The sequence below is a fragment of the Ruegeria sp. CF8 genome (assembly GCF_056537285.1).
In genome coordinates this window covers 477,447-496,740 of the sequence record NZ_JBQFRG010000002.1, presented here as the reverse complement: position 1 = coordinate 496,740, position 19,294 = coordinate 477,447, and the positions used below count along the sequence as shown (strand labels likewise).

The window sequence follows — 19,294 nt, the reverse complement described above, 5'->3', positions numbered from 1 at the left end:
GCGTTCAATCGGCCTCGTCTACCCAAGGCGAGGTCAAACTTTAACGGCCTGTAGTTCTTCAAGAAGATCCAGCAATTGGTCCAGCTTTTCACGACCCATCTGAGCCTCGATATTGCTGGAGATCGCAAGTGACGCGGCCAGGTTTTCCTTAAGGATGGACCGGCCTGCATCCGTGATCGTGACCATGGTGCGGCGCTTGTCGTCACTGTCCTGGCGACGAGTGATCTGGCCATCAGCCTCCATTGTGCGCACGATGCGGGTCACGCTTGGAAGCAGCAGACAAGCCTCGTGCGCAATGGTGCTTTGTTCCACTTCGCCCAGTTCATCCAGCACGCGCAGGATGCGCCATTTCTGTTCGGTTATCTGGATGCCTTGCAGCATGTCCCGGATCGGGGCCATGACGGTTTCACGGGCACGCAGCAGCGCGATAGGAAGGGACCGGGCGGTGCTTTTGGTGTGGCTTTGAGTGGTCATGCGGCCTTCTAGAGCGGTGGTTCGGAAATTGCAAAGATTAACAAAGCAATCTCTTGACGTGGGACACATTAAATACTAAACATGTTAAGTAATGAGGGAGGAATCATGCCGCATTTCCACGTCGAATATTCCGGAAACCTGGAAGACAAGATCGACATGGGTGGCCTGTGCGAATGCATAAGGGCAACAGCTGCCGAGATCGACACCTTTCCGATGCCTGGCATTCGCGTGCGCGCAACGCGTGTGGACCACTATGCCATTGCGGATGGAAATCCGGCGCATGGATTTGTTGATATCTCGATCCGCCTGCGTGCAGGGCGGTCGGAAGACGTCAAGCAGGACGCGACGCGGCGTATATTTGACGCGGTCAAAGCCTATCTGGCGTCCGCCCTTTCGCAACACTCCATCGCTCTGTCGCTTGAGATGCGCGACATCGACCCCAACCTTTCGCCCAAAACCGGCACGATCCGCGACCATCTGGCCGCGACCACGCAGGAGACCTGAAACATGAGTGCGCTGGATACGAACATCGAAAAACTGACAGGCTTTCTGGCTCGATTCAGAGAAACCGGCATCCGCAATCGTATTGCCGGTGAGGATCGGGACGGGTCTGCGGGAGTGTTCCAATCCACTTCGCCAGTCGACAAATCTGTGATCTGCGATGTTGCTCATGGCACCGCAGCTGATATTGACGCGGCGGCCAAGGCCGCCCATTCCGCGTTTGCTGAATGGCGCGACATGTCTGCCACCGAACGCCGCCGCATCTTGTTGCGCGTTGCAGATGCTATCGAAGCCCGGGCCGAGGAAATCGCGCTGTGTGAATGCTGGGACACGGGCCAGACGCTGCGCTTTATGTCCAAGGCCGCGTTGCGCGGGGCAGAGAATTTTCGGTATTTTGCAGATCAGGTGGTTCAGGCGCGCGACGGGCAACATCTGAAATCCCCGACGCTGATGAACGTGACCACGCGCGTTCCAATTGGACCAGTTGGCGTGATTACCCCATGGAACACACCGTTCATGCTGTCGACCTGGAAAATCGCCCCTGCTCTGGCTGCGGGCTGCACGGTGGTTCATAAGCCCGCTGAAGACTCTCCACTGACGGCCCGCCTGCTGGTGGAAATCGCCGAAGAGGCCGGGCTGCCCAAAGGCGTGCTGAACACGGTCAATGGGTTTGGCCCCGATGCAGGCAAAGCCTTGTGCGAACATAAGCTGATCAAGGCGATTGCTTTTGTCGGCGAAAGCCGCACTGGCAGCCTTATCGTCAAGCAGGGCGCGGACACGCATAAGCGCAACCATCTGGAACTGGGTGGAAAAAACCCTGTGATCGTGTTCGATGACGCCGATCTGGATCGTGCGCTGGATGCGGTGATTTTCATGATCTATTCGATCAACGGCGAGCGCTGTACCTCGTCCTCGCGTTTGCTGGTGCAGGATACGATCAAGGAAGAGTTTGAGGCAAAGCTGGTCGAGCGTGTGAACAACATCAAGGTGGGCCACCCGTTGGATCCGGCCACCGAGATTGGCCCGCTTGTAACAGAAGAACATTACAACAAAGTCACCAGCTACTTCGACATCGCCAAACAGGACGGTGCAACCGTTGCTGCCGGTGGGGTCAAGGTGGGCGATGAAGGCTACTTTATCCGTCCGACCTTGTTCACCGATGCCACCAACCAGATGCGCATCGCACGCGAGGAGATCTTTGGCCCTGTACTGACCTCGATCCCCTTTGCGACCGAGGAGGAGGCGCTTCAGATTGCCAACGACACGCCCTATGGTTTGACGGGTTATGTCTGGACCAATGACCTGACCCGTGCCTTGCGCTTTACAGACAAGCTGGAGGCTGGGATGATCTGGGTCAACTCGGAAAACGTGCGTCACCTGCCTACGCCTTTTGGCGGGGTCAAAGCGTCCGGCATTGGACGGGACGGCGGGGATTGGAGCTTTGAGTTCTACATGGAACAAAAGCATATCGGTTTTGCCACCGGTCAGCACAAGATCATGCAATTGGGGAAGTAAACCCCTCAGGTGATCCCGAAACGGGGCCACCAGCACGCATCAGGAGGAACCGCCATGGGAAAGATTGTACAGGCTGCAAAGATCACACATGTGCCCAGCATCTGGATGTCCCATACGATGCCGAAATACAAAGGTATCCGGCAATCTGCCATTGATGGGTATGCCCGCCTGCGTCAGGACGCGATAGACCGCGATGTCGAGACGTTCATTGTGTTCGACACCCATTGGATCACAAATCAGGGATTTCACCTGAACACGAAAGAACACCACAAAGGTCGATTCATAAGCCATGAACTGCCGCATATGCTGGCGGACATGGAGTTCGATTATCGCGGCGATCATGAACTTGGGGAGACCATTCTTGACGTTCTGCGCGAGCGTGGAGAGCGCGCGCTGGGCCATTCGCACCCGGATATGGGTATGGAATACGGCACTCTGCTGCCAATGCATTTCATCAACGAAGGGGTGAATGCACGGGTCTTGCCCGTGGCCGTCAATCAGTTCTCGTCGATTACGGAAAACCGGGTTTGGGGTGAGGCCATTGCCGAAGGCATCCGGCGTTCTGACCGCAACGTGTCTGTTCTGGCATCAGGGTCTCTTAGCCATGATTTCACACCAAACGAACGCTCGGTCGAGGGGTTGAATGCGGTGAATGGTGAATTCAACCGACAGATGGACATGCGCGTGCTGGAACTTTGGGAAGAGGGCCGGTTTGAAGAGTTCCTTGAAATGTTGCCCGACTATGCCAAGAAATGCACCGGAGAGTGCGCCATGAACGACACCGCCCTGCTGTTCGGAGCGCTGGGCTGGGGCAGCTACAAGGGTAAGATTGATATCTACACCCCATATTTTGGCAGCTCTGGCACAGGCCAGGCAAATGTCAGCTTTTCGGTCTGACATCAGGCATCAGGGATTGCTTCAAAAGATCGAAACACATCGGTTTGTTATGACTGCGTATCTCGCAGGGTCGAGCGGGTTGAGTTTTCTGCGACAACAAAAGGTTAACGCATGGATTGGGACACGTTTTCGCATTGGGGCCAGCACATTTCAAAATGGGCGGCCGATTACCATAAGACACTTGCGGAACGCCCTGTGCGCGCACAGACCGCACCGGGGGAAATCGCAGCCCAACTTTTGGCAACCCCACCCGAAGCGGGCGAGCCGATGGATGCCATCATAGCCGATTTCGAACGGATCGTGATGCCGGGCATAACCCATTGGCAGCACCCACGCTTCTTTGCCTATTTTCCGGCTAATGCTGCGCCCCCGTCGATGCTGGCCGAGATGCTGGTGACAACAATTGCTGCGCAATGCATGTTGTGGCAAACTTCGCCCGCCGCGACGGAGGTCGAAGGTGTCATGGTCGACTGGTTGCGGCAGGCCCTAGGACTGCCCGAAGGAATGACCGGGGTTATTCAGGACAGCGCTTCTTCGGCCACATTGTCGGCTGTTTTGACCATGCGGGAACGGGCCACGGGCTTTACCGGCAACCGCGAAGGTTTGAATGCCAAGGGCGCGCTGCGGATCTATTGTTCGGAACAGGTACATTCGTCCATCGACAGGGCCTGCTGGGTCGCGGGGATTGGACAGGACAATCTGATCAAGCTGCCCACACAGGGGACCAGCTTTTCAATTGATGCCTCTGCGCTTGAGGCCGCTATTCAACGCGATCTGGCCGCCGGGCATGTCCCCGCTGGTATCATTGCCATCACGGGCGGCACGGGCGTTGGGGCATGCGATGACTTAACGGCTGTGGCGGATATCGCGCAAAAACACGACCTTTACACCCATCTCGACGCAGCCTGGGCCGGATCGGCCATGATCTGCCCTGAATTTCGCGAAGCCCTTTGGCAGGGTGCCGACCGCTATGACAGCATTGTCTTCAACCCGCACAAATGGATGGGGGCTCAGTTCGACTGCGCCATCCAGTTCCTTCGGGACGCCTCGCCGCAGCTCAACACACTGAAGATCGAACCGGAATACCTCAAGACAACCGGAGCAGAGGTGACGAACTACTCGGAGTGGACGATCCCACTGGGGCGTAGGTTCAGGGCATTGAAGATCTGGTTTCTGTTGCGCTCATACGGATTGGAAGGACTGCGCGCGCGCATCCGCAATCACGTGACGTGGGCGCAGGAACTCGCCGATCAGATCGGAGCAATGGACGGGTTCGAGATCACCACCGGCCCGATCCTGAGCCTGTTTTCATTTCGATGCCCGGGAGACGACGCAATGCAGCAGCGGTTGGTCGACGCGTTGAACGATGATGGGCGGATTTATCTCACCCAAGGCATGTTCGACGGCCGCAAGATCATCCGCTTTCAGGTTGGACAGTTCGATACAACCCGGGATGACGTTCTGATGGCAGTCGACGTGATCCGGGACGTGTGGGAGACACTTGAATGAAGTTTGCAACTTTCTCAGTGGGTCAAGAGCGGCATTTCGGGGCAATCACCGATGAAGGTGCCATTGCATTGAACAAGGCATTCCCGGATCATCACAGTCTTTACGAGGTAATTGCCGCCGGGGCGTTCGATCAACTTGCAAAAGCGGCCGAGGGCAAAGCTGTCACCCATACCGACTTCACCTATGACATGGTGATGCCGGATGCGCGCCGTATCCTGTGTGTCGGCGTGAACTTCCCAGACAGGAATGCCGAATACAAGGACGGCAGCGCGCAGCCCAAGTACATGTCGCTTTTCCCGCGCTTTGCCAGTGGGTTCACCGGCCATGACCGCCCGCTGATCCGGCCACCGGAAAACCACACTCTGGATTATGAAGGCGAAGTGGCCATCGTGATTGGCAAGGCTGGTCGGCGCATTTCACAGGACGATGCATATAATTACATTGCCGCGCTGACCTTGTGCAATGAAGGCACCATTCGCGACTGGGTACGGCACGCAAAGTTCAATGTCACGCAGGGCAAGAACTGGGATAACTCGGGGGCCATTGGCCCATGGCTGGTGCCGTTTGCTGACGCGGCCCAACTGGATGATGCCCGCATCCAGACCCGCGTGAACGGTGAGCTTCGGCAGGACGACACACTGAACCGCATGATGTTCCCGATCCGGCGCGAGATTGAGTACATCTCGACCTTCATGACGCTTCAGCCGGGCGACATCATCGTCACAGGTACACCAACTGGCGCAGGGGCACGGTTCGACCCGCCGAAGTACCTGGTGCCCGGAGATGTTGTCGAGGTGTCCGTCGAAGGAATCGGAACCCTGCGCAACTCGGTCGAGGACGAACAGGTATGACGCCCGAAGATCACGCCCGCGCCGCGGACGATCTGTTGCAGGCGGAACGCGGGCGCGAACAGATCGGCCTGCTCAGCTTGCGCCACCCTGAGATGGGGATGGAAGACGCTTATGCGATTCAGAATGCCATCTATCGCCAGAAATTGGCCGAAGGTCGCAAGGTGATCGGGTGGAAGATTGGGTTGACTTCGAAGGCGATGCAATACGCCTTGAACATCGACATTCCCGACAGTGGAATTCTGTTTGACGATATGGCGTTTGACAATGGCGCCACCGTTCCGGCAGGGCGTTTTATTCAGCCCCGGATCGAGGCCGAGATCGCCTTTGTTATGAAATCAGCCATTGGCGGCGAAAACGTATCTCGCGAGGATATCATCGCCGCAACTGGCTGCGTCGCCCCTGCACTAGAAATTCTGGACACCCGCATTCAAAGAGTGGATTCCGAGACCGGCAAGACCCGTACAGTCTTTGACACAATCAGCGACAATGCCGCCAATGCGGGAATCGTTTTGGGTGCCGAGCGCCACGCGGTTGATAACTTTGACCTGCGCTGGGTTGGTGCGCTCACTTTCCGCAATGACGAGATCGAAGAAACCGGTCTGGGTGCCGGTGTGTTGAATGATCCTGTCGAAAGTGTGGTCTGGTTGGCGCGTCGCATGGCGCAATACGGACAAAACATAGAGCCCGGACACGTCATTTTGTCCGGCAGCTTCATCCGACCGGTCGAATGCCCGTCGGGAACCAAAGTTCACGCGGACTTTGGGCCATTTGGTTCGGTTGATATCAATTTCGCCTGAAAGGAAAACCAATGCCTGCGCCACGTAATTTGTTCAAGGCCGCGCTGAAGGCGGGTAACCCTCAGATTGGGTGCTGGGTTGGCATGGCAAACACCTATACGACCGAGATTGCAGCGACTGCGCAATTCGATTGGCTGCTTGTTGACGGAGAGCATGCACCCAACGATCTTCGGTCGATCCTCGAGCAGGTGAGGGTAATCGAGGGATCGGGCAGCGCGCCCGTTGCACGTCTGCCGATTGGTGAGAGCTGGATGATCAAGCAATATCTTGACGCAGGAGTGCAAAACATTCTGGTGCCAATGGTCGAAAGTGGCGAACAGGCGCGCGAACTGGTGCGCTCCGTTCAGTACCCGCCGCATGGTATTCGCGGTGTGGGTTCATCGTTGGCGCGAGCATCACGTTTTGCTGCGATCCCGGATTATTTGAAAACCGCCGACGAACAGATTTGCCTGCTTGTGCAGGTAGAAAACAAGAAAGGTATGGCGGCACTGGACGATATTCTGGCAACAGATGTGGATGGGGTTTTTATTGGTCCAGCTGATCTGGCCGCTGATATGGACCATTTGGGAGATGCGAACCACCCTGAGGTGGTTGAGGCAGTGCTGGATGCAATCCGTCGCATCGTGACGGCGGGCAAGGCCGCCGGGATTTTGACGCTGGACCCGGATCTTCAGCGTAAGTGTCTGAATCTTGGCGCAACTTTTGTCGCTACTAACATCGACGTGACCCTGTTTGCCAAAGCAATTCGGTCCGCTGCTTTGGCTGGTTTAAGCCTGCTTCCCGATCAGACCGCAACAGGCATCGCACAAACAGACGCGGCTTCAAAGTACCTCCAGCAACTCTGCAAACATTGGTCGCATAAGGCCGATGTCTCATTTAATGCAACTCAAGGCAGCGTGTCTTTTCCTGACGGAGATCGGGTGGCACTGACAGCAGATGCAGCCACTCTGACGGTGACCGCCACAACCGGCCCGCGTGGCAATCTGCGTCGTTGGCAACAGGTGATCGAGACGCATTTGATCCGCTTTGCTTTCCGTGAGGAATTTAGCATCGAATGGAGACCCTGACGATTCTGGGGGGCTTGATTTGAAAGGGTCGTGCTTGGAAGCAAACGGTAAAAGGCTTAAAGCTCTTGTACACCGTGGACCGTCAGCGTACTGACCAGATCAGCATAGTCCTCGCGGGCTTTGGGGCCTGCGCCGGTGTTCCACATGTAATACCAGTTCAGCATCCCGAAGACCGACATTGTTGCACCGCGCAGCTTGTCCTTGTCATCTTCAAACGATTGGGGTGACAGTTCCGACAGAATGTCGCGCACAAAATTCACCAAATCCCGTTGATAGTTGCGCAAAAGCTTTTGCTGTTCATCTGTCAGAGCGCTCATGCCGCTGATTTGCACCCGGTGCTCGTCATCCGCGCCTTGATACGCAAAAAGGATTTCACGTACCGCTTTTCGCAGTTTCTGCTCAGGGCTCAGGCCGTCCAGATCCACGTTACAGATCCGATCCCGCAGTTCACGCAAATAAGTTTCAAGAATGTCATACAGGATGGCATCCTTGCTGTCGTAATAGTGATAGATGTTGGCCTTCGAGATCCCGCACTCTTTGGCCAGCAAAGTCATCGACGCGCGATCAAACCCCTGATCGGCAAACACTTTGGCCGCCATTTTCAGGATTTGTTCCCGCTTTTGGTCGTGGTCTTTGGCGATTGTCCGGGCCACGTCTTATTCCTTATCGCGATTGTCGACGACACGCTTCGCCTTGCCCTGAGAGCGCTCGACGTCGCCGGGGTCACCTACAACAATTTCTGTTGAAACGCCAACGACGTCCTTGATCCGCTTGGTCAGCATGCGGGCCGCCGCAGTTTTGGAGAGCTCATCGGTGGAATCCGGTGAGGATTCAACAAAGACCCGCATCGCGTCCATGCGGCCCGACTTGTACAGTTCAATCTGATAATACGGGGCAAGACCCCCTGTCGCCATGACCTGTTCTTCAATCTGGCTAGGGAAGACATTGACGCCACGCAGGATCATCATGTCGTCGCTGCGACCTGTGATCTTAGCCATTCGGCGCATGGACCGTGCTGTTCCCGGCAGCAGGCAGGTCAGATCTCGCGTGCGATAGCGGATCATCGGCAGCCCTTCCTTGGTCAGGGTTGTGAACACCAATTCGCCGGTTTCGCCGTCGGGCAAAACCACACCGGACACGGGGTCAATGATTTCCGGCAGGAAATGATCTTCCCAGATCACCGGGCCGTCTTTGGTTTCAACGCATTCATTGGCTACCCCGGGACCCATGATCTCGGACAGGCCATATATATCGACTGCATGCATATCAAACGCGGCCTCGACCTCGGCCCGCATCGCATCAGTCCAGGGTTCAGCACCAAACACCCCAACCTTCAACGAGCTTTCTCGGGGGTCGAGACCGGCCTTGTGGAACTGCTCAAGGATATTGAGCATATAGGACGGCGTCACCATGATCCCGTCCGGTCTGAAATCGTTGATCAGGTTGACCTGCTTCTCGGTTTGCCCTCCTGACATGGGAACGACGGTCGCGCCAAGGCGTTCAATCCCATAGTGCGCACCCAGCCCGCCAGTAAACAGCCCATAACCATAAGCATTGTGGACCATGTCGCCTTTGCGCAGTCCCGAAGCACGTAATGAACGCGCGCCTAAATCCGCCCAGTTGTCGATGTCATTCTTTGTGTAACCCACTACGGTCGGTTTGCCTGTCGTACCGGAGGACGCGTGAAGACGAATGATCTCGCTGCGCGGAACTGCGAACAAGCCAAACGGGTAATTGTCGCGCAAATCGTTTTTGTATGTGAACGGAAACTTCGAAAGGTCGGACAATTGCTGCAGATCGTCGGGATGCACACCGACTTCGTCAAACCGCTGTTTGTACATCGCAACGTTGTCGTATGCGTGGCGTACGGACCACTTGAGCCGTTCAAGTTGCGTGGCGCGAATTTCATCGATCGAGGCGATCTCGATCGGGTCCAGATCCGCTTTGTTTGGGGAAAGGTCTTCCATCGCGTCACTCCTCCAGTCGCGAAGCTATTCTTGAAAATTCTGACCGCCAACAGCGCGGGACATGCCGCGAAACTCAGCGATCAAAGTGTTGTCTTGGTTGGTGACGTGAACGTCGTAGATTCCGTTTCGACCGGACGAAGTGACCTCTGTCGCAGTGGCGGTCAGACGGTCGCCTTTGTTTCCGGGTGCGAGGAAGCTGATCATTGTGTGTTGTGCGACGGTCGCCTTGTTTCGGCTATTGCAGGCAAAGGCGAAGGCGCTGTCGGCCAGTGCATGGGTGACGCCGCCATGGCATGTGCCATGCCCGTTGCAGTGATGGCTGGCGACCGTCAGGGTCAGAACGGCGTGGCCTTCGTCAATCTCAACAAGCTCCATGCCGAACCATTTGCTTGCCTCGTCATTTGCCCACATTGCAGCGGCGGATTTTTCGGCGCGTTCCTTTGGTGTCATCGTCACCGCCCCTGAAAGTTTGGCGCGCGTTTTTCAAGGAAACTGGATACGCCTTCGGCATAATCCGCGCTTTCCCCGCAGGTTTTCATTGCGTCAGCTTCAATTTCAAGCTGATCTGATAGTGAAGTTGTGGCCGCAGATTGAATGCATTGTTTTGTCAGGCCCAGCCCGAGTGTGGGGCCGTTGGCCAATTGCGCGGCAAGCGCGCGCGCCTCGTTCATCAGTTGATCGTCGGGCAGTGCTTTCCAGATCAGTCCCCAGTCTTCTGCCTGTTTGGCTGAAAGAGGTTGAGCGGTCAGAGCCAACCCCTTGGCGCGTGCCTCACCCAAAAGGCGTGGCAAGTGCCAACTGCCACCCGTATCCGGTATCAGGCCGACCTTTGAAAAGCTCTGTATGAATTTGGCACTTTCCCCAGCCACAACCATGTCACAGGCCAATGCAAGATTTGCACCTGCGCCTGCGGCGACTCCGTTTACGGCACAGATGACCGGGAACTCCAAGGACCGGATCAACCGGACCAGAGGCGCGTAAAACGTTCGTACCGTTTTGCTCAGATCCGGAGGGCCATCCATTTTGGTTGGATCGCGGTCGCCCAGGTCTTGACCGGCACAGAATCCGCGCCCCGCGCCGGTCAGCAATATCGCGCGGGCGCCGTTGTCGCGTGCGGTTTTCAACGCGCCTTGCAGGGCCGCGTGCATGTCTTCATTGAACGCGTTCAACTTGTCTGGGCGGTTCAGGGTAATTTCGACCCAGTTCCCGTGGTCTTGTGCAAGTATCGTATCGCTCATGACTGTCTCTTTCGGCCTCATTTCAACTTAATCATTGCATTAACCGAACGGTTGGTCAATATATAAACCTGTACCGAATCTGTGCCGATCAAAAGGGTTGTCGATGTTGCAGTCGTCGCTGGTGAGCGTTGAATTCAAGGGTGACGTGGCATGGGTCACGGTCAACAACCCGCCAGTGAACGCGACCTCTACCGCAGTGCGGCGGGGGCTGTCCGACGCGGTTGATGCGGTTCAAGGCGCGCGCGTGGCGGTTCTGTGCTGCGCAGGCAAGACCTTCATCGCAGGTGGTGATATGTCCGAGTTTGATGCGCCGCCAGTCGAGCCGCATTTACCGGATATTGTTCAGAAGATCGAAGACAGCAAAGTGCCGTTTGTCGCCTGTATGCATGGTAATGCGCTGGGCGGTGGGTTCGAAATTGCCATGGGTTGCGCATGGCGGATCGCTGCGTCGAACACTGGTTTTGGTTTGCCCGAGGTCAATGTGGGGTTAATCCCCGGGGCAGGGGGCACCCAACGTTTGCCGCGTCTTGTGGGGATGCAGGCTGCAATCGACATGGCGTGTTCCGGGAAGATTCTGAAAGCAGGCGAATTGGCGAAACTCGGAGGCGTAGATCTGATCGCCGACGACCCCAAAGCCGCCGTTTTGGAGTTCGTTTCCAAGCTGCCGGAACGCCCAATAGCTGTTAGCCAGCGCTCTGCACCCGAGTTCTCGCCCGATCTGTTTGAGACAAACCGACAGGCGTTGAAGAAACGCGCGAAAGGGCAGCAATCTCCGCTGGAAAATCTAACTGCACTCGGCTGGTCTACTGAACCATTCGCCGAGGCGCAGCCGAAAGAACGTGCCCGCCACCTGGCTCTGCGCAAAAGCGCGGAAAGTCGGGCGCTGCGCCATGCTTTTTTTGCCGAACGCTCCGTATCCAAGCCTTCTTTGATCAAGGGGGCTAACGCACGCGACATTTCCCGAATTGCCGTTGTGGGCGGGGGGCTGATGGGCGCTGGCATTGCCACGGCTGCGTTGAGCAATGGGTTGTCGGTTGCTCTGATCGAACAAAACGCCGAGTCTGCGTTTGCCGCACAAGAGCGGGTCGAATCCCTGATGAACGGAGCCGTCAAACGGGGTAAAATGTCCGAAGCGCAGTTGCGGGAGTGCCTGTCCAGATTTCAGACCGCCGACAGCTATGTCGCCGCTGCTGATTCAGAGTTGGCCATCGAGGCTGTGTTCGAAGATCTGGCCGTCAAGCAGGCGGTTTTTTCTGAGTTGGCCAAGCACATGCATCCCAACGCTATCCTGGCCACAAATACATCCTATCTAGACCCGGCAGACATCTTTGCGGGTGTCGAAAATCAGACCCGCTGCATAGGCTTGCATTTCTTTAGCCCGGCTCATGTCATGAAGCTGCTGGAAATAGTGCACATGCCGCAGACATCCGCAGACGTAATCGCCACGGGACTTGCGATGGGTAAGAAGCTGAAGAAGGTCTCGGTGCTGTCCGGAATTTGTGATGGTTTTATTGGAAACCGCATGTTGGCTGCCTATCGGCGCGAGGCTGACTATTTACTGGCCGATGGAGCGCTGCCTTATCAGGTGGACGCGGCGATGCGTGCGTTTGGGATGCCCATGGGGCCTTACGAATTGCAGGACCTGACGGGTCTTCAAATTGCCTGGGCCAACCGAAAGCGAAACAAAGCAACCCGTGATCCCAGCGAGCGCTATGTGTCCATCGCCGATAAACTATGTGAGCTGGAACGATTTGGTCAACGAGCCGGTAAGGGCTGGTACCTATACTCGGAGGGTGATCGTACTCCAATACGAGACCCTGAGGTTGAGGCGTTGATCGAAGATTACTCGGCTGAACAGGGCATCACCCGCCGGACTTTTACAAAACAGGATATTTCATCCCGTATTCTGGCGGTTCTGGCTAACGAAGGTGCCCTGATCATCCAGGAAGGCATCGCGGAAAACGCGGACGCTGTCGATATGGTACAAATCTATGGATACGGTTTCCCGCGTTGGCGTGGAGGTCCAATGCACTACAGCAACGAGATCGGTATCGACGTATCTCACGCAATGATGCTGACAGTTGCAAACGAAAACCCTGGGTCGTGGCGTATCGCGGACCATGCAGGGAACCATTAACATGTTGATGGTTACAAAAGCGACCATTAACGCATTCTTGACTCATGTTTCACTGGGAGGAGACAGAACCATGAAATTCACCAAGCTAAGCACCTTACTGGCATCGGCCGCGCTGGCCGTTTCTGGCACAGTGGCACTGGCGGCAGATTACACGCTGACCATTTCCAGCTGGGCGCCGCCGACCCACGGCATCAACGCCAAGATGTGGCCGAAATTCGTGGAAATGGTTGAAGAGGCGACAGACGGTAAGGTCACCGCCGAACTCAAGCTGGGAATTGCGCCGCCACCGGCACAGATGGATCTGATTATGGATGGCGCGGCAGATGCGTCGATCATCTTCCATGGTTACCAGCCGGGTCGCTTTGTCACCACCAAGATGATCGAACTTCCCGGATATGAGGGCTCGGCCGAGGACGCTTCGGTCGCTTACTGGCGCACCTATGACAAGTTCCTCAAAGAGGCAGACGAACATCGCGGCGTGAAGGTAATTGCGCTGCACACACATGGCCCTGCCCAGTTGCATTCCAGCAGCCCGGTGACCACGCTGGATGAGGTGTCGGGCCTCAAGGTGCGTATCCCGGGTGGCGTTGGTGGGGACGTCGGCACGGCGCTTGGTGCGACCGGCATTCAAGTGCCTGCGCCGAAAGTCTACGAAACCCTGGCGTCGAAAGCTGCGGACGGGGTTGTGATGCCCTTTGAATCCCGTAAAGGCTTCAAGCTGACCGAAGTGGCGCAGAATGTTTACGAAGTTCCAGGTGGTCTCTATCGCGGATCGTTTGCCTTCATCATGAACGAAGACACTTTTGCCGATCTGCCCGAAGATCTGCAGGCTGCTTTGGAAGAGAACGTCTTTGGTGAACCGCTGAGCCGTGAGATTGGCAAGATCTGGGACGAGATCGACGCCATCGGTCGCGAAGCAACCGAAACCACCGAGGGCAACGCGATCAACGCGGCTTCTGTTGAAGATCTTGAGAAGTTTAACACCATTGCCGTCGACGTGCGCGCCAAGGTCATTGACGAAGTCAACGGCGCGGGTATCGACGCTCAGGCCGCTTATGACATGATCGTAAATGAAATGGCTACGCAGTAATGCAGCCCGGCTGGCGGGAGTGACCCGCCAGCGCTATTTACCCGCCGGGGACCAATCATGCACTCACTCGTGACCTTTGCGCGGCGCATCAGTGTCGTTCCGACGATGCTGGCCTGCGTGGCGCTGTTCATCCTGATGGTGATGACCTTTTTCGACGTTATCCTACGTTCTGTCTTCAACGCGCCCATTGAGGCGGCGACTGAGCTGACACGCATTTTGATGGCGATCCTTGTCTTTTCGGTCCTGCCCATAATCTCGGCCGGGCGCGGACAGATCGCCGTGGACCTGACAGATGGGATTTTCGCACGTTTACGGCTAAGCCGGGCGCGTGACGCGATTGTGTATCTGGTATCCGGCATCATGCTGATCTGGCCAATTCAGCGCGTGTGGGTGCTGGCAGAGCGGGCGCGGGATTACGGCGATGTCACCGAATACCTGTCGATCCCTGTCTTCTATGTGGGTTGGTTCATCGCCGCATTCACCGCGATCACTGCTGTCGCGATGATCATCACCGGGATTTTGCACATTTTTGCCCCCCAAGCCTTGTCGGAGCACTCCTGATGACTGCCGCTTTGATCGGTTTCGCCCTTGTCCTTGTTCTGGTGCTGCTGCGCCTGCCCATAGTCTTCGCGATGGGCCTGGTCGGGACGCTTGGCTTTGCTTATGAACGCGGCGGCAGCATCCTGTCCGAGCGTGGTTTGAAGGCTGCGATGTCCATGGTGGGCCGCCAGATCACCGACACGGCGCAGGATTACGGGCTGTCGGTTGTGCCGTTGTTTATCCTGATGGGTCTGTTCGTCAACAAGGGTGGCCTTGCGCGTGAACTTTACGCGGTATCGAACGCCTTCCTGGGCCATTTTCGTGGCGGCATAGCCATGGCGACTGTTGCGGCCTGCGGTGGGTTTTCTGCCATTTGTGGCTCGTCGCTGGCCACGGCCGCAACGATGTCCAAAGTCGCGATGCCGGAGATGCGTCGCTACGGTTACTCGGATGAGTTGTCGACGGCATCGATTGCTGCCGGTGGCACGTTGGGGATTCTGATCCCGCCATCGGTCATTCTGGTAATCTATGGCCTGCTGACCGAAACCTCGATTGGCAAGCTTTTTGTTGCAGGCATCATCCCTGGAGTGCTTGGCATCCTGTTCTATCTCTTGGCCGTGCGTTGGACCGTTTGGCGCAGACCTGACGCCGGACCGGCAGGAGAGCGTCACGGCTGGGGCGAACGCCTTTCGGCACTGCGCTCGGTCTGGGCCGTGCTGCTGCTGTTCTTCCTTGTGATCGGCGGGTTGTACGGGGTGTTTGACTTCTATCCGCTGAACCTGACCTTCAGCCCGACCGAGGCAGCTGGCATGGGCGCAATGGGTGCCTTCCTGATTGCTTTGTCTCGGGGTGGGCTAACCCTTGGTTCCACCTTTGAAGTATTGAAAGAGACCAGTTTCACTGCTGCGGCATTGTTCTCGGTTCTGATCGGGGCGCAGATCTTTTCGAACTTCATCAACTTGGCCGGTCTGCCCGAAGCGCTGATCGCCTTGGTCACGGCCTATGAGGTGGAGCCGTTTGTGGTGATCCTGATGATCCTCGGGATCTACATCATTCTGGGCTGCGTGTTTGAATCGCTTTCGATGCTTTTGCTGACGGTACCGATCTTCTTTCCGCTGGTGACGTCGCTGGGTTACGACCCGATCTGGTTTGGCATCGTTGTCGTCGTCGTGACTGAGATCAGCTTGATCACTCCCCCGGTCGGATTGAACGTGTTCATTCTGAAGGGAGTGGTGGGGGATGTCTCAACCGGGACCATCTTCAAGGGCGTCACACCGTTCTGGGTGGCGGATATCTTCCGCCTGGCGCTGATCGTTCTGGTGCCATGGCTGGTGCTGGTTCTGCCGGAGCACATGGGGGCGATGGGTCACTGATGTTCTCGCTGACCGCACTTCCAACCGGTTTTCACGCAGACCCTTATCCGGCCTATGCTGCGCTGCGTGAAAACACGCCTCTCTGCTTTCAAGCCGATGGGTCTGTCATCCTGTCGCGCTATGACGATCTGGATCTGGTGTATCGGGACACGACACGGTTCATTTCGGACAAGAAGGCGGTTTTTGGTCCGAAATACGGGGTCGACAGCCCTTTATACGAACATCACACGACCAGTCTGGTGTTCAATGATCCGCCCTTGCACACCCGTGTGCGTAAAGTGATGGTCGGTGCGATGAACCCGCGCGCTCTTGCGCAGATGGAGCCTGGACTGGTGCAGCTTGTCGACGGTCTGCTGGACCAAATGCAGGCCAAGGGCACTGTTGAGTTGATCGAGGATTTTGCCGGAGCGATACCGATTGAGATCATCGGCAACCTGCTTGGCATACCCCGGTCCGAGCGCGGACCTTTGCGCGAATGGTCTCTGGCCATTTTGGGCGCGTTGGAGCCTCAGCTGACTCCGGAACAAGAAGACTGGGGCAACCGTGCGGTGTCTGATTTCAAGACATTCCTGCGCCACATCATAGATGATCGTCGCGCCAATCCGGGTGACCCAAAAACGGACGTGCTGACCCGGTTGATGCAAGATGACACCGATGGTGGCTTGACGGAAATTGAGTTGTACCAAAACTGCATTTTCATCCTGAATGCTGGGCATGAGACCACGACCAATCTGATCGGCAACGCTCTGGAGTTGCTGGACCGGCACCGTGACAAGCGGGCCGAGTTGCTGGCCGACCCAGAGCTCATAAACACCGCCGTGGACGAGTTTTTGAGATTGGAAAGCCCCAACCAATTCGGCAACCGTTTGACCACCGGGGATGTCATCTTCCATGGCCAAGCCATTCCAGCCGGAACCGATATCCATCTTTGCATCGGAGCCGCCAACCGCGATCCGCGACAGTTTGAGCAGCCCGATGAAGTGATGTTGGACCGACGCCCCAACAAACACCACGCTTTTGCTGGCGGGCCCCATACCTGCGTCGGCCTGACTTTGGCCCGTATGGAGGGGCGCGTCGCGGTCGGGCGGTTTCTGGCGCGCTTCCCGAATTATTGCATCACCGATGGTGCTGAGCGCAGCGGCCGCGTCCGGTTTCGGGGTTTCGCGCAACTACCCGCGCAGGTTTGAAAGGTACGGTTTGCGGTATTGCTGCGCAAATATAACGACCGACCGTACGGTTAAAGATATGACGTCACATGCTCTACGAGGCGATGTGAGGATCCAGACACAGATGAGGAGACGCTCATGACCATCCAACAGATATCCAGCTTTGCAGCCGGTGCGTGGGTGCCGCCTGGTGCCGGGGCGCGCACTATTTCCAGCGCCGTAACGGGCGAGGTCATTGCAACCGCAGGCAACGCGGCACTGGATGTGCAAGGAATGCTGGACTATGCGCGCGACGTCGGTGGGCCGGCCCTGCGCAAGATGACCTTTCATGAGCGGGCCAAGATGCTCAAGGCGGTGTCGCTGCATCTGGGTCAGCACAAGCAGGCGCTCTATGATCTGTCTTTCAACACAGGCGCGACGCAGTCGGACCACATGATCGACATCGACGGCGGCATTGGCACGATGTTTGTCTTTGCCTCGAAAGGACGCCGGGAAATGCCGGACGGGCATGTCTATCTGGACGGTGATGTTGAGCAACTATCGCGCAACGGCACGTTTCTGGGTCAGCACATCTGCACCCCGTTGCGTGGTGTGGCGATTCACATCAATGCGTTCAACTTCCCGGTCTGGGGGATGTTGGAGAAACTGGCACCAACCTTGTTGGCCGGTGTTCCAGCCATCGTTAAACCGGCGACGAATTCTTGCTACGTGACCGAGTTGTGTGTGCGGCTGATGCTGGACTCCGGAATCTTGCCCGCCGGGGCGCTGCAGCTGGTGTCGGGCGGTTTGGGCGACATGCTGGACCGTTTGACTCTGCAGGATGTGGTCAGCTTTACCGGATCGGCGGATACTGCGTTGAAATTGCGGTCCAACCCCGTGATCCTTGAAAACTCTGTGCGGTTTGTGGCGGAACAGGATAGCCTTAATTGCTCGATACTTGGTCCAGATGCCAAGCCGGGTACGCCCGAGTTTGACCTTTTCGTCAAAGAAGTCCAGCGCGAGATGACGGCGAAGGCTGGTCAGAAATGTACCGCAATTCGCCGGATCATCACGCCTGAAGCACAGGTGCAGGCGGTGATCGAGGCGTTGTCCGCGCGGCTGGCCAAAACCGTTATCGGCGACCCAAGACTGGAAACCACCCGCATGGGTGCGTTGGTCTCGAATGGTCAGAAACGCGACGTTCTGGAAAAGGCCGAGATCATCGGACAAGAGGCCGAGCGCGTCTTTGGCGACCCGAATGACTTTGCAGTCGATGGTGCGGACGCCGAGAAAGGGGCGTTCCTACCGCCCATGCTGTATCATTGTGCCGATCCGGATAGTGCGCAGCGTGTGCACGACACCGAAGCCTTTGGTCCGGTCAGCACAATCATGGGTTATCGCGATCTCGACCATGCAATTGAGCTGGCAAACCGGGGGCAAGGGTCCCTGGTGGCATCGGTCATCACGCATGATCCTGACGTGGCACGTCATGTCGCCATCGGGGCCGGGGCCTATCATGGGCGTTTGTACTTCAACAACCGCGACTCGATGAAGGAATCCACAGGTCACGGCTCACCTTTGCCTCACATGGTACATGGCGGTCCCGGGCGCGCTGGCGGTGGAGAAGAGATGGGCGGTGTGCGCGGTGTGAAACACTTTATGCAAAGGACCGCCATTCAGGGCTCACCTGATCTGCTGACCGCGATTGGAAACAGATGGGTGCCCGGCGCGACCGAGGTCAAGGGCCCAGCCCATCCCTTTACGCGCAGGTTTCATGACCTTGCAATTGGCGAGACCATCCACACGGAACCTCGCACCATCACGATGGAAGACATTGAACATTTCGCCACTTTCACAGGTGATACCTTCTATGCCCACATGGATCAGGCTGCGGCGGAACGGAACCCGTTCTTTCCGGGTCGCGTCGCCCATGGCTATTTGTTGCTGTCATTTGCCGCTGGATTGTTCGTCGAGCCGAATGAAGGGCCGGTGCTGGCCAATACCGGTCTGGACGGGTTGCGCTTTATGAAGCCGGTTGAGGCCGGAGACAGCATCAAAGTGCGACTTACGGTCAAGGCCAAAACCAAACGCAATGATGAATATGGCGAAGTCCGTTGGCACGTCACACTAACCCAGCAGGATGACGAGCAGGTCGCGGAATATGAGCTGCTGACTATGGTTGCTTATTGAGTG

At 56.8% G+C, this 19,294-nt stretch carries 18 protein-coding genes; 13 read left to right on the top strand and 5 right to left on the bottom strand.

Going from position 1 to position 19,294, the window contains the following annotated elements:
* Positions 1–33: 33 nt before the first annotated feature.
* Positions 34–474: a homoprotocatechuate degradation operon regulator HpaR gene (gene hpaR, locus ACR0EV_RS06840; protein WP_480799401.1), complete on the bottom strand. Its 441-nt coding sequence runs from the start codon at positions 472–474 to the stop codon at positions 34–36.
* A gap of 105 nt (positions 475–579) precedes the next feature.
* Here hpaR and ACR0EV_RS06835 point away from each other — a divergent pair, with 105 nt between their 5' ends.
* From ACR0EV_RS06835 to ACR0EV_RS06805, 7 genes are all read left to right on the top strand, one after another.
* The gene (locus ACR0EV_RS06835) at positions 580–978 is read left to right on the top strand and encodes a 5-carboxymethyl-2-hydroxymuconate Delta-isomerase (RefSeq protein WP_475199798.1); all 399 of its coding nucleotides are present in this window, start codon (positions 580–582) and stop codon (positions 976–978) included.
* Positions 979–981: 3 nt separating this feature from the next.
* A complete protein-coding gene (gene hpaE, locus ACR0EV_RS06830; RefSeq protein ID WP_480799400.1) occupies positions 982–2,490 on the top strand; it encodes a 5-carboxymethyl-2-hydroxymuconate semialdehyde dehydrogenase in 1,509 nt (502 codons plus the stop codon).
* A gap of 54 nt (positions 2,491–2,544) precedes the next feature.
* Positions 2,545–3,387 (top strand): 3,4-dihydroxyphenylacetate 2,3-dioxygenase, encoded by an 843-nt coding sequence (gene hpaD / locus ACR0EV_RS06825; protein WP_480799399.1) that lies wholly within the window; start codon positions 2,545–2,547, stop codon positions 3,385–3,387.
* A gap of 111 nt (positions 3,388–3,498) precedes the next feature.
* Positions 3,499–4,896, top strand: coding sequence for a pyridoxal phosphate-dependent decarboxylase family protein (locus ACR0EV_RS06820; protein ID WP_480799398.1), 1,398 nt, complete (start codon positions 3,499–3,501; stop codon positions 4,894–4,896).
* Complete coding sequence (locus tag ACR0EV_RS06815; protein WP_480799397.1) at positions 4,893–5,747, top strand: fumarylacetoacetate hydrolase family protein; 855 nt, start codon at positions 4,893–4,895, stop codon at positions 5,745–5,747. Before ACR0EV_RS06820 ends, ACR0EV_RS06815 begins: the two co-directional genes overlap by 4 nt.
* Positions 5,744–6,544 carry a 2-oxo-hept-4-ene-1,7-dioate hydratase gene (gene hpaH / locus ACR0EV_RS06810; RefSeq protein ID WP_480799396.1) on the top strand — a complete coding sequence of 267 codons (801 nt, stop codon included), beginning with the start codon at positions 5,744–5,746 and terminating at the stop codon, positions 6,542–6,544. The genes ACR0EV_RS06815 and hpaH overlap by 4 nt, the downstream gene beginning before the upstream one ends.
* 11 nt (positions 6,545–6,555) lie before the next feature.
* Positions 6,556–7,611 carry an aldolase/citrate lyase family protein gene (locus ACR0EV_RS06805; protein WP_480799395.1) on the top strand — a complete coding sequence of 352 codons (1,056 nt, stop codon included), beginning with the start codon at positions 6,556–6,558 and terminating at the stop codon, positions 7,609–7,611.
* A gap of 56 nt (positions 7,612–7,667) precedes the next feature.
* Here ACR0EV_RS06805 and ACR0EV_RS06800 read toward each other — a convergent pair whose 3' ends face one another.
* The 4 genes from ACR0EV_RS06800 to paaG are packed head-to-tail and all read right to left on the bottom strand — an operon-like array spanning position 7,668 to position 10,816.
* Positions 7,668–8,264: a TetR/AcrR family transcriptional regulator gene (locus ACR0EV_RS06800; RefSeq protein ID WP_480799394.1), complete on the bottom strand. Its 597-nt coding sequence runs from the start codon at positions 8,262–8,264 to the stop codon at positions 7,668–7,670.
* A 3-nt stretch (positions 8,265–8,267) separates the two neighbouring features.
* Positions 8,268–9,578, bottom strand: coding sequence for a phenylacetate--CoA ligase PaaK (paaK, locus tag ACR0EV_RS06795; RefSeq protein ID WP_480799393.1), 1,311 nt, complete (start codon positions 9,576–9,578; stop codon positions 8,268–8,270).
* A 24-nt stretch (positions 9,579–9,602) separates the two neighbouring features.
* Entirely contained in the window at positions 9,603–10,028 is a 426-nt protein-coding gene (gene paaI, locus ACR0EV_RS06790; protein WP_480799392.1) for a hydroxyphenylacetyl-CoA thioesterase PaaI, read from the bottom strand.
* Between the two features lie 2 nt (positions 10,029–10,030).
* Complete coding sequence (gene paaG, locus ACR0EV_RS06785; RefSeq protein ID WP_480799391.1) at positions 10,031–10,816, bottom strand: 2-(1,2-epoxy-1,2-dihydrophenyl)acetyl-CoA isomerase PaaG; 786 nt, start codon at positions 10,814–10,816, stop codon at positions 10,031–10,033.
* Positions 10,817–10,919: 103 nt separating this feature from the next.
* Here paaG and ACR0EV_RS06780 point away from each other — a divergent pair, with 103 nt between their 5' ends.
* The 6 genes from ACR0EV_RS06780 to paaZ all read left to right on the top strand — a co-directional run bounded on the left by ACR0EV_RS06780 (position 10,920) and on the right by paaZ (position 19,291).
* Positions 10,920–12,953, top strand: coding sequence for a 3-hydroxyacyl-CoA dehydrogenase NAD-binding domain-containing protein (locus ACR0EV_RS06780; protein ID WP_480799390.1), 2,034 nt, complete (start codon positions 10,920–10,922; stop codon positions 12,951–12,953).
* A gap of 70 nt (positions 12,954–13,023) precedes the next feature.
* Positions 13,024–14,043 (top strand): TRAP transporter substrate-binding protein, encoded by a 1,020-nt coding sequence (locus ACR0EV_RS06775; protein WP_480799389.1) that lies wholly within the window; start codon positions 13,024–13,026, stop codon positions 14,041–14,043.
* A 57-nt stretch (positions 14,044–14,100) separates the two neighbouring features.
* The gene (locus tag ACR0EV_RS06770; RefSeq protein ID WP_480799388.1) at positions 14,101–14,604 is read left to right on the top strand and encodes a TRAP transporter small permease; all 504 of its coding nucleotides are present in this window, start codon (positions 14,101–14,103) and stop codon (positions 14,602–14,604) included.
* Entirely contained in the window at positions 14,604–15,956 is a 1,353-nt protein-coding gene (locus ACR0EV_RS06765; RefSeq protein WP_171095159.1) for a TRAP transporter large permease, read from the top strand. The genes ACR0EV_RS06770 and ACR0EV_RS06765 overlap by 1 nt, the downstream gene beginning before the upstream one ends.
* The gene (locus ACR0EV_RS06760; protein WP_480799387.1) at positions 15,956–17,143 is read left to right on the top strand and encodes a cytochrome P450; all 1,188 of its coding nucleotides are present in this window, start codon (positions 15,956–15,958) and stop codon (positions 17,141–17,143) included. The genes ACR0EV_RS06765 and ACR0EV_RS06760 overlap by 1 nt, the downstream gene beginning before the upstream one ends.
* Before the next feature lie 117 nt (positions 17,144–17,260).
* Positions 17,261–19,291, top strand: coding sequence for a phenylacetic acid degradation bifunctional protein PaaZ (paaZ, locus tag ACR0EV_RS06755; RefSeq protein ID WP_480799386.1), 2,031 nt, complete (start codon positions 17,261–17,263; stop codon positions 19,289–19,291).
* The last annotated feature ends 3 nt before the right edge of the window (positions 19,292–19,294 follow it).

Coding starts and splice junctions, on each gene's coding strand:
- paaI (WP_480799392.1), bottom strand. CDS start 10,028: ATGACACCAAAGGAACGCGCCGAAAAATCCGCCGCTGCAATGTGGGCA.
- paaK (WP_480799393.1), bottom strand. CDS start 9,578: ATGGAAGACCTTTCCCCAAACAAAGCGGATCTGGACCCGATCGAGATC.
- hpaD (WP_480799399.1), top strand. CDS start 2,545: ATGGGAAAGATTGTACAGGCTGCAAAGATCACACATGTGCCCAGCATC.
- paaG (WP_480799391.1), bottom strand. CDS start 10,816: ATGAGCGATACGATACTTGCACAAGACCACGGGAACTGGGTCGAAATT.
- hpaE (WP_480799400.1), top strand. CDS start 982: ATGAGTGCGCTGGATACGAACATCGAAAAACTGACAGGCTTTCTGGCT.
- hpaR (WP_480799401.1), bottom strand. CDS start 474: ATGACCACTCAAAGCCACACCAAAAGCACCGCCCGGTCCCTTCCTATC.
- ACR0EV_RS06815 (WP_480799397.1), top strand. CDS start 4,893: ATGAAGTTTGCAACTTTCTCAGTGGGTCAAGAGCGGCATTTCGGGGCA.
- ACR0EV_RS06765 (WP_171095159.1), top strand. CDS start 14,604: ATGACTGCCGCTTTGATCGGTTTCGCCCTTGTCCTTGTTCTGGTGCTG.
- ACR0EV_RS06805 (WP_480799395.1), top strand. CDS start 6,556: ATGCCTGCGCCACGTAATTTGTTCAAGGCCGCGCTGAAGGCGGGTAAC.
- ACR0EV_RS06820 (WP_480799398.1), top strand. CDS start 3,499: ATGGATTGGGACACGTTTTCGCATTGGGGCCAGCACATTTCAAAATGG.
- ACR0EV_RS06775 (WP_480799389.1), top strand. CDS start 13,024: ATGAAATTCACCAAGCTAAGCACCTTACTGGCATCGGCCGCGCTGGCC.
- paaZ (WP_480799386.1), top strand. CDS start 17,261: ATGACCATCCAACAGATATCCAGCTTTGCAGCCGGTGCGTGGGTGCCG.
- ACR0EV_RS06770 (WP_480799388.1), top strand. CDS start 14,101: ATGCACTCACTCGTGACCTTTGCGCGGCGCATCAGTGTCGTTCCGACG.
- ACR0EV_RS06780 (WP_480799390.1), top strand. CDS start 10,920: ATGTTGCAGTCGTCGCTGGTGAGCGTTGAATTCAAGGGTGACGTGGCA.
- hpaH (WP_480799396.1), top strand. CDS start 5,744: ATGACGCCCGAAGATCACGCCCGCGCCGCGGACGATCTGTTGCAGGCG.
- ACR0EV_RS06760 (WP_480799387.1), top strand. CDS start 15,956: ATGTTCTCGCTGACCGCACTTCCAACCGGTTTTCACGCAGACCCTTAT.
- ACR0EV_RS06835 (WP_475199798.1), top strand. CDS start 580: ATGCCGCATTTCCACGTCGAATATTCCGGAAACCTGGAAGACAAGATC.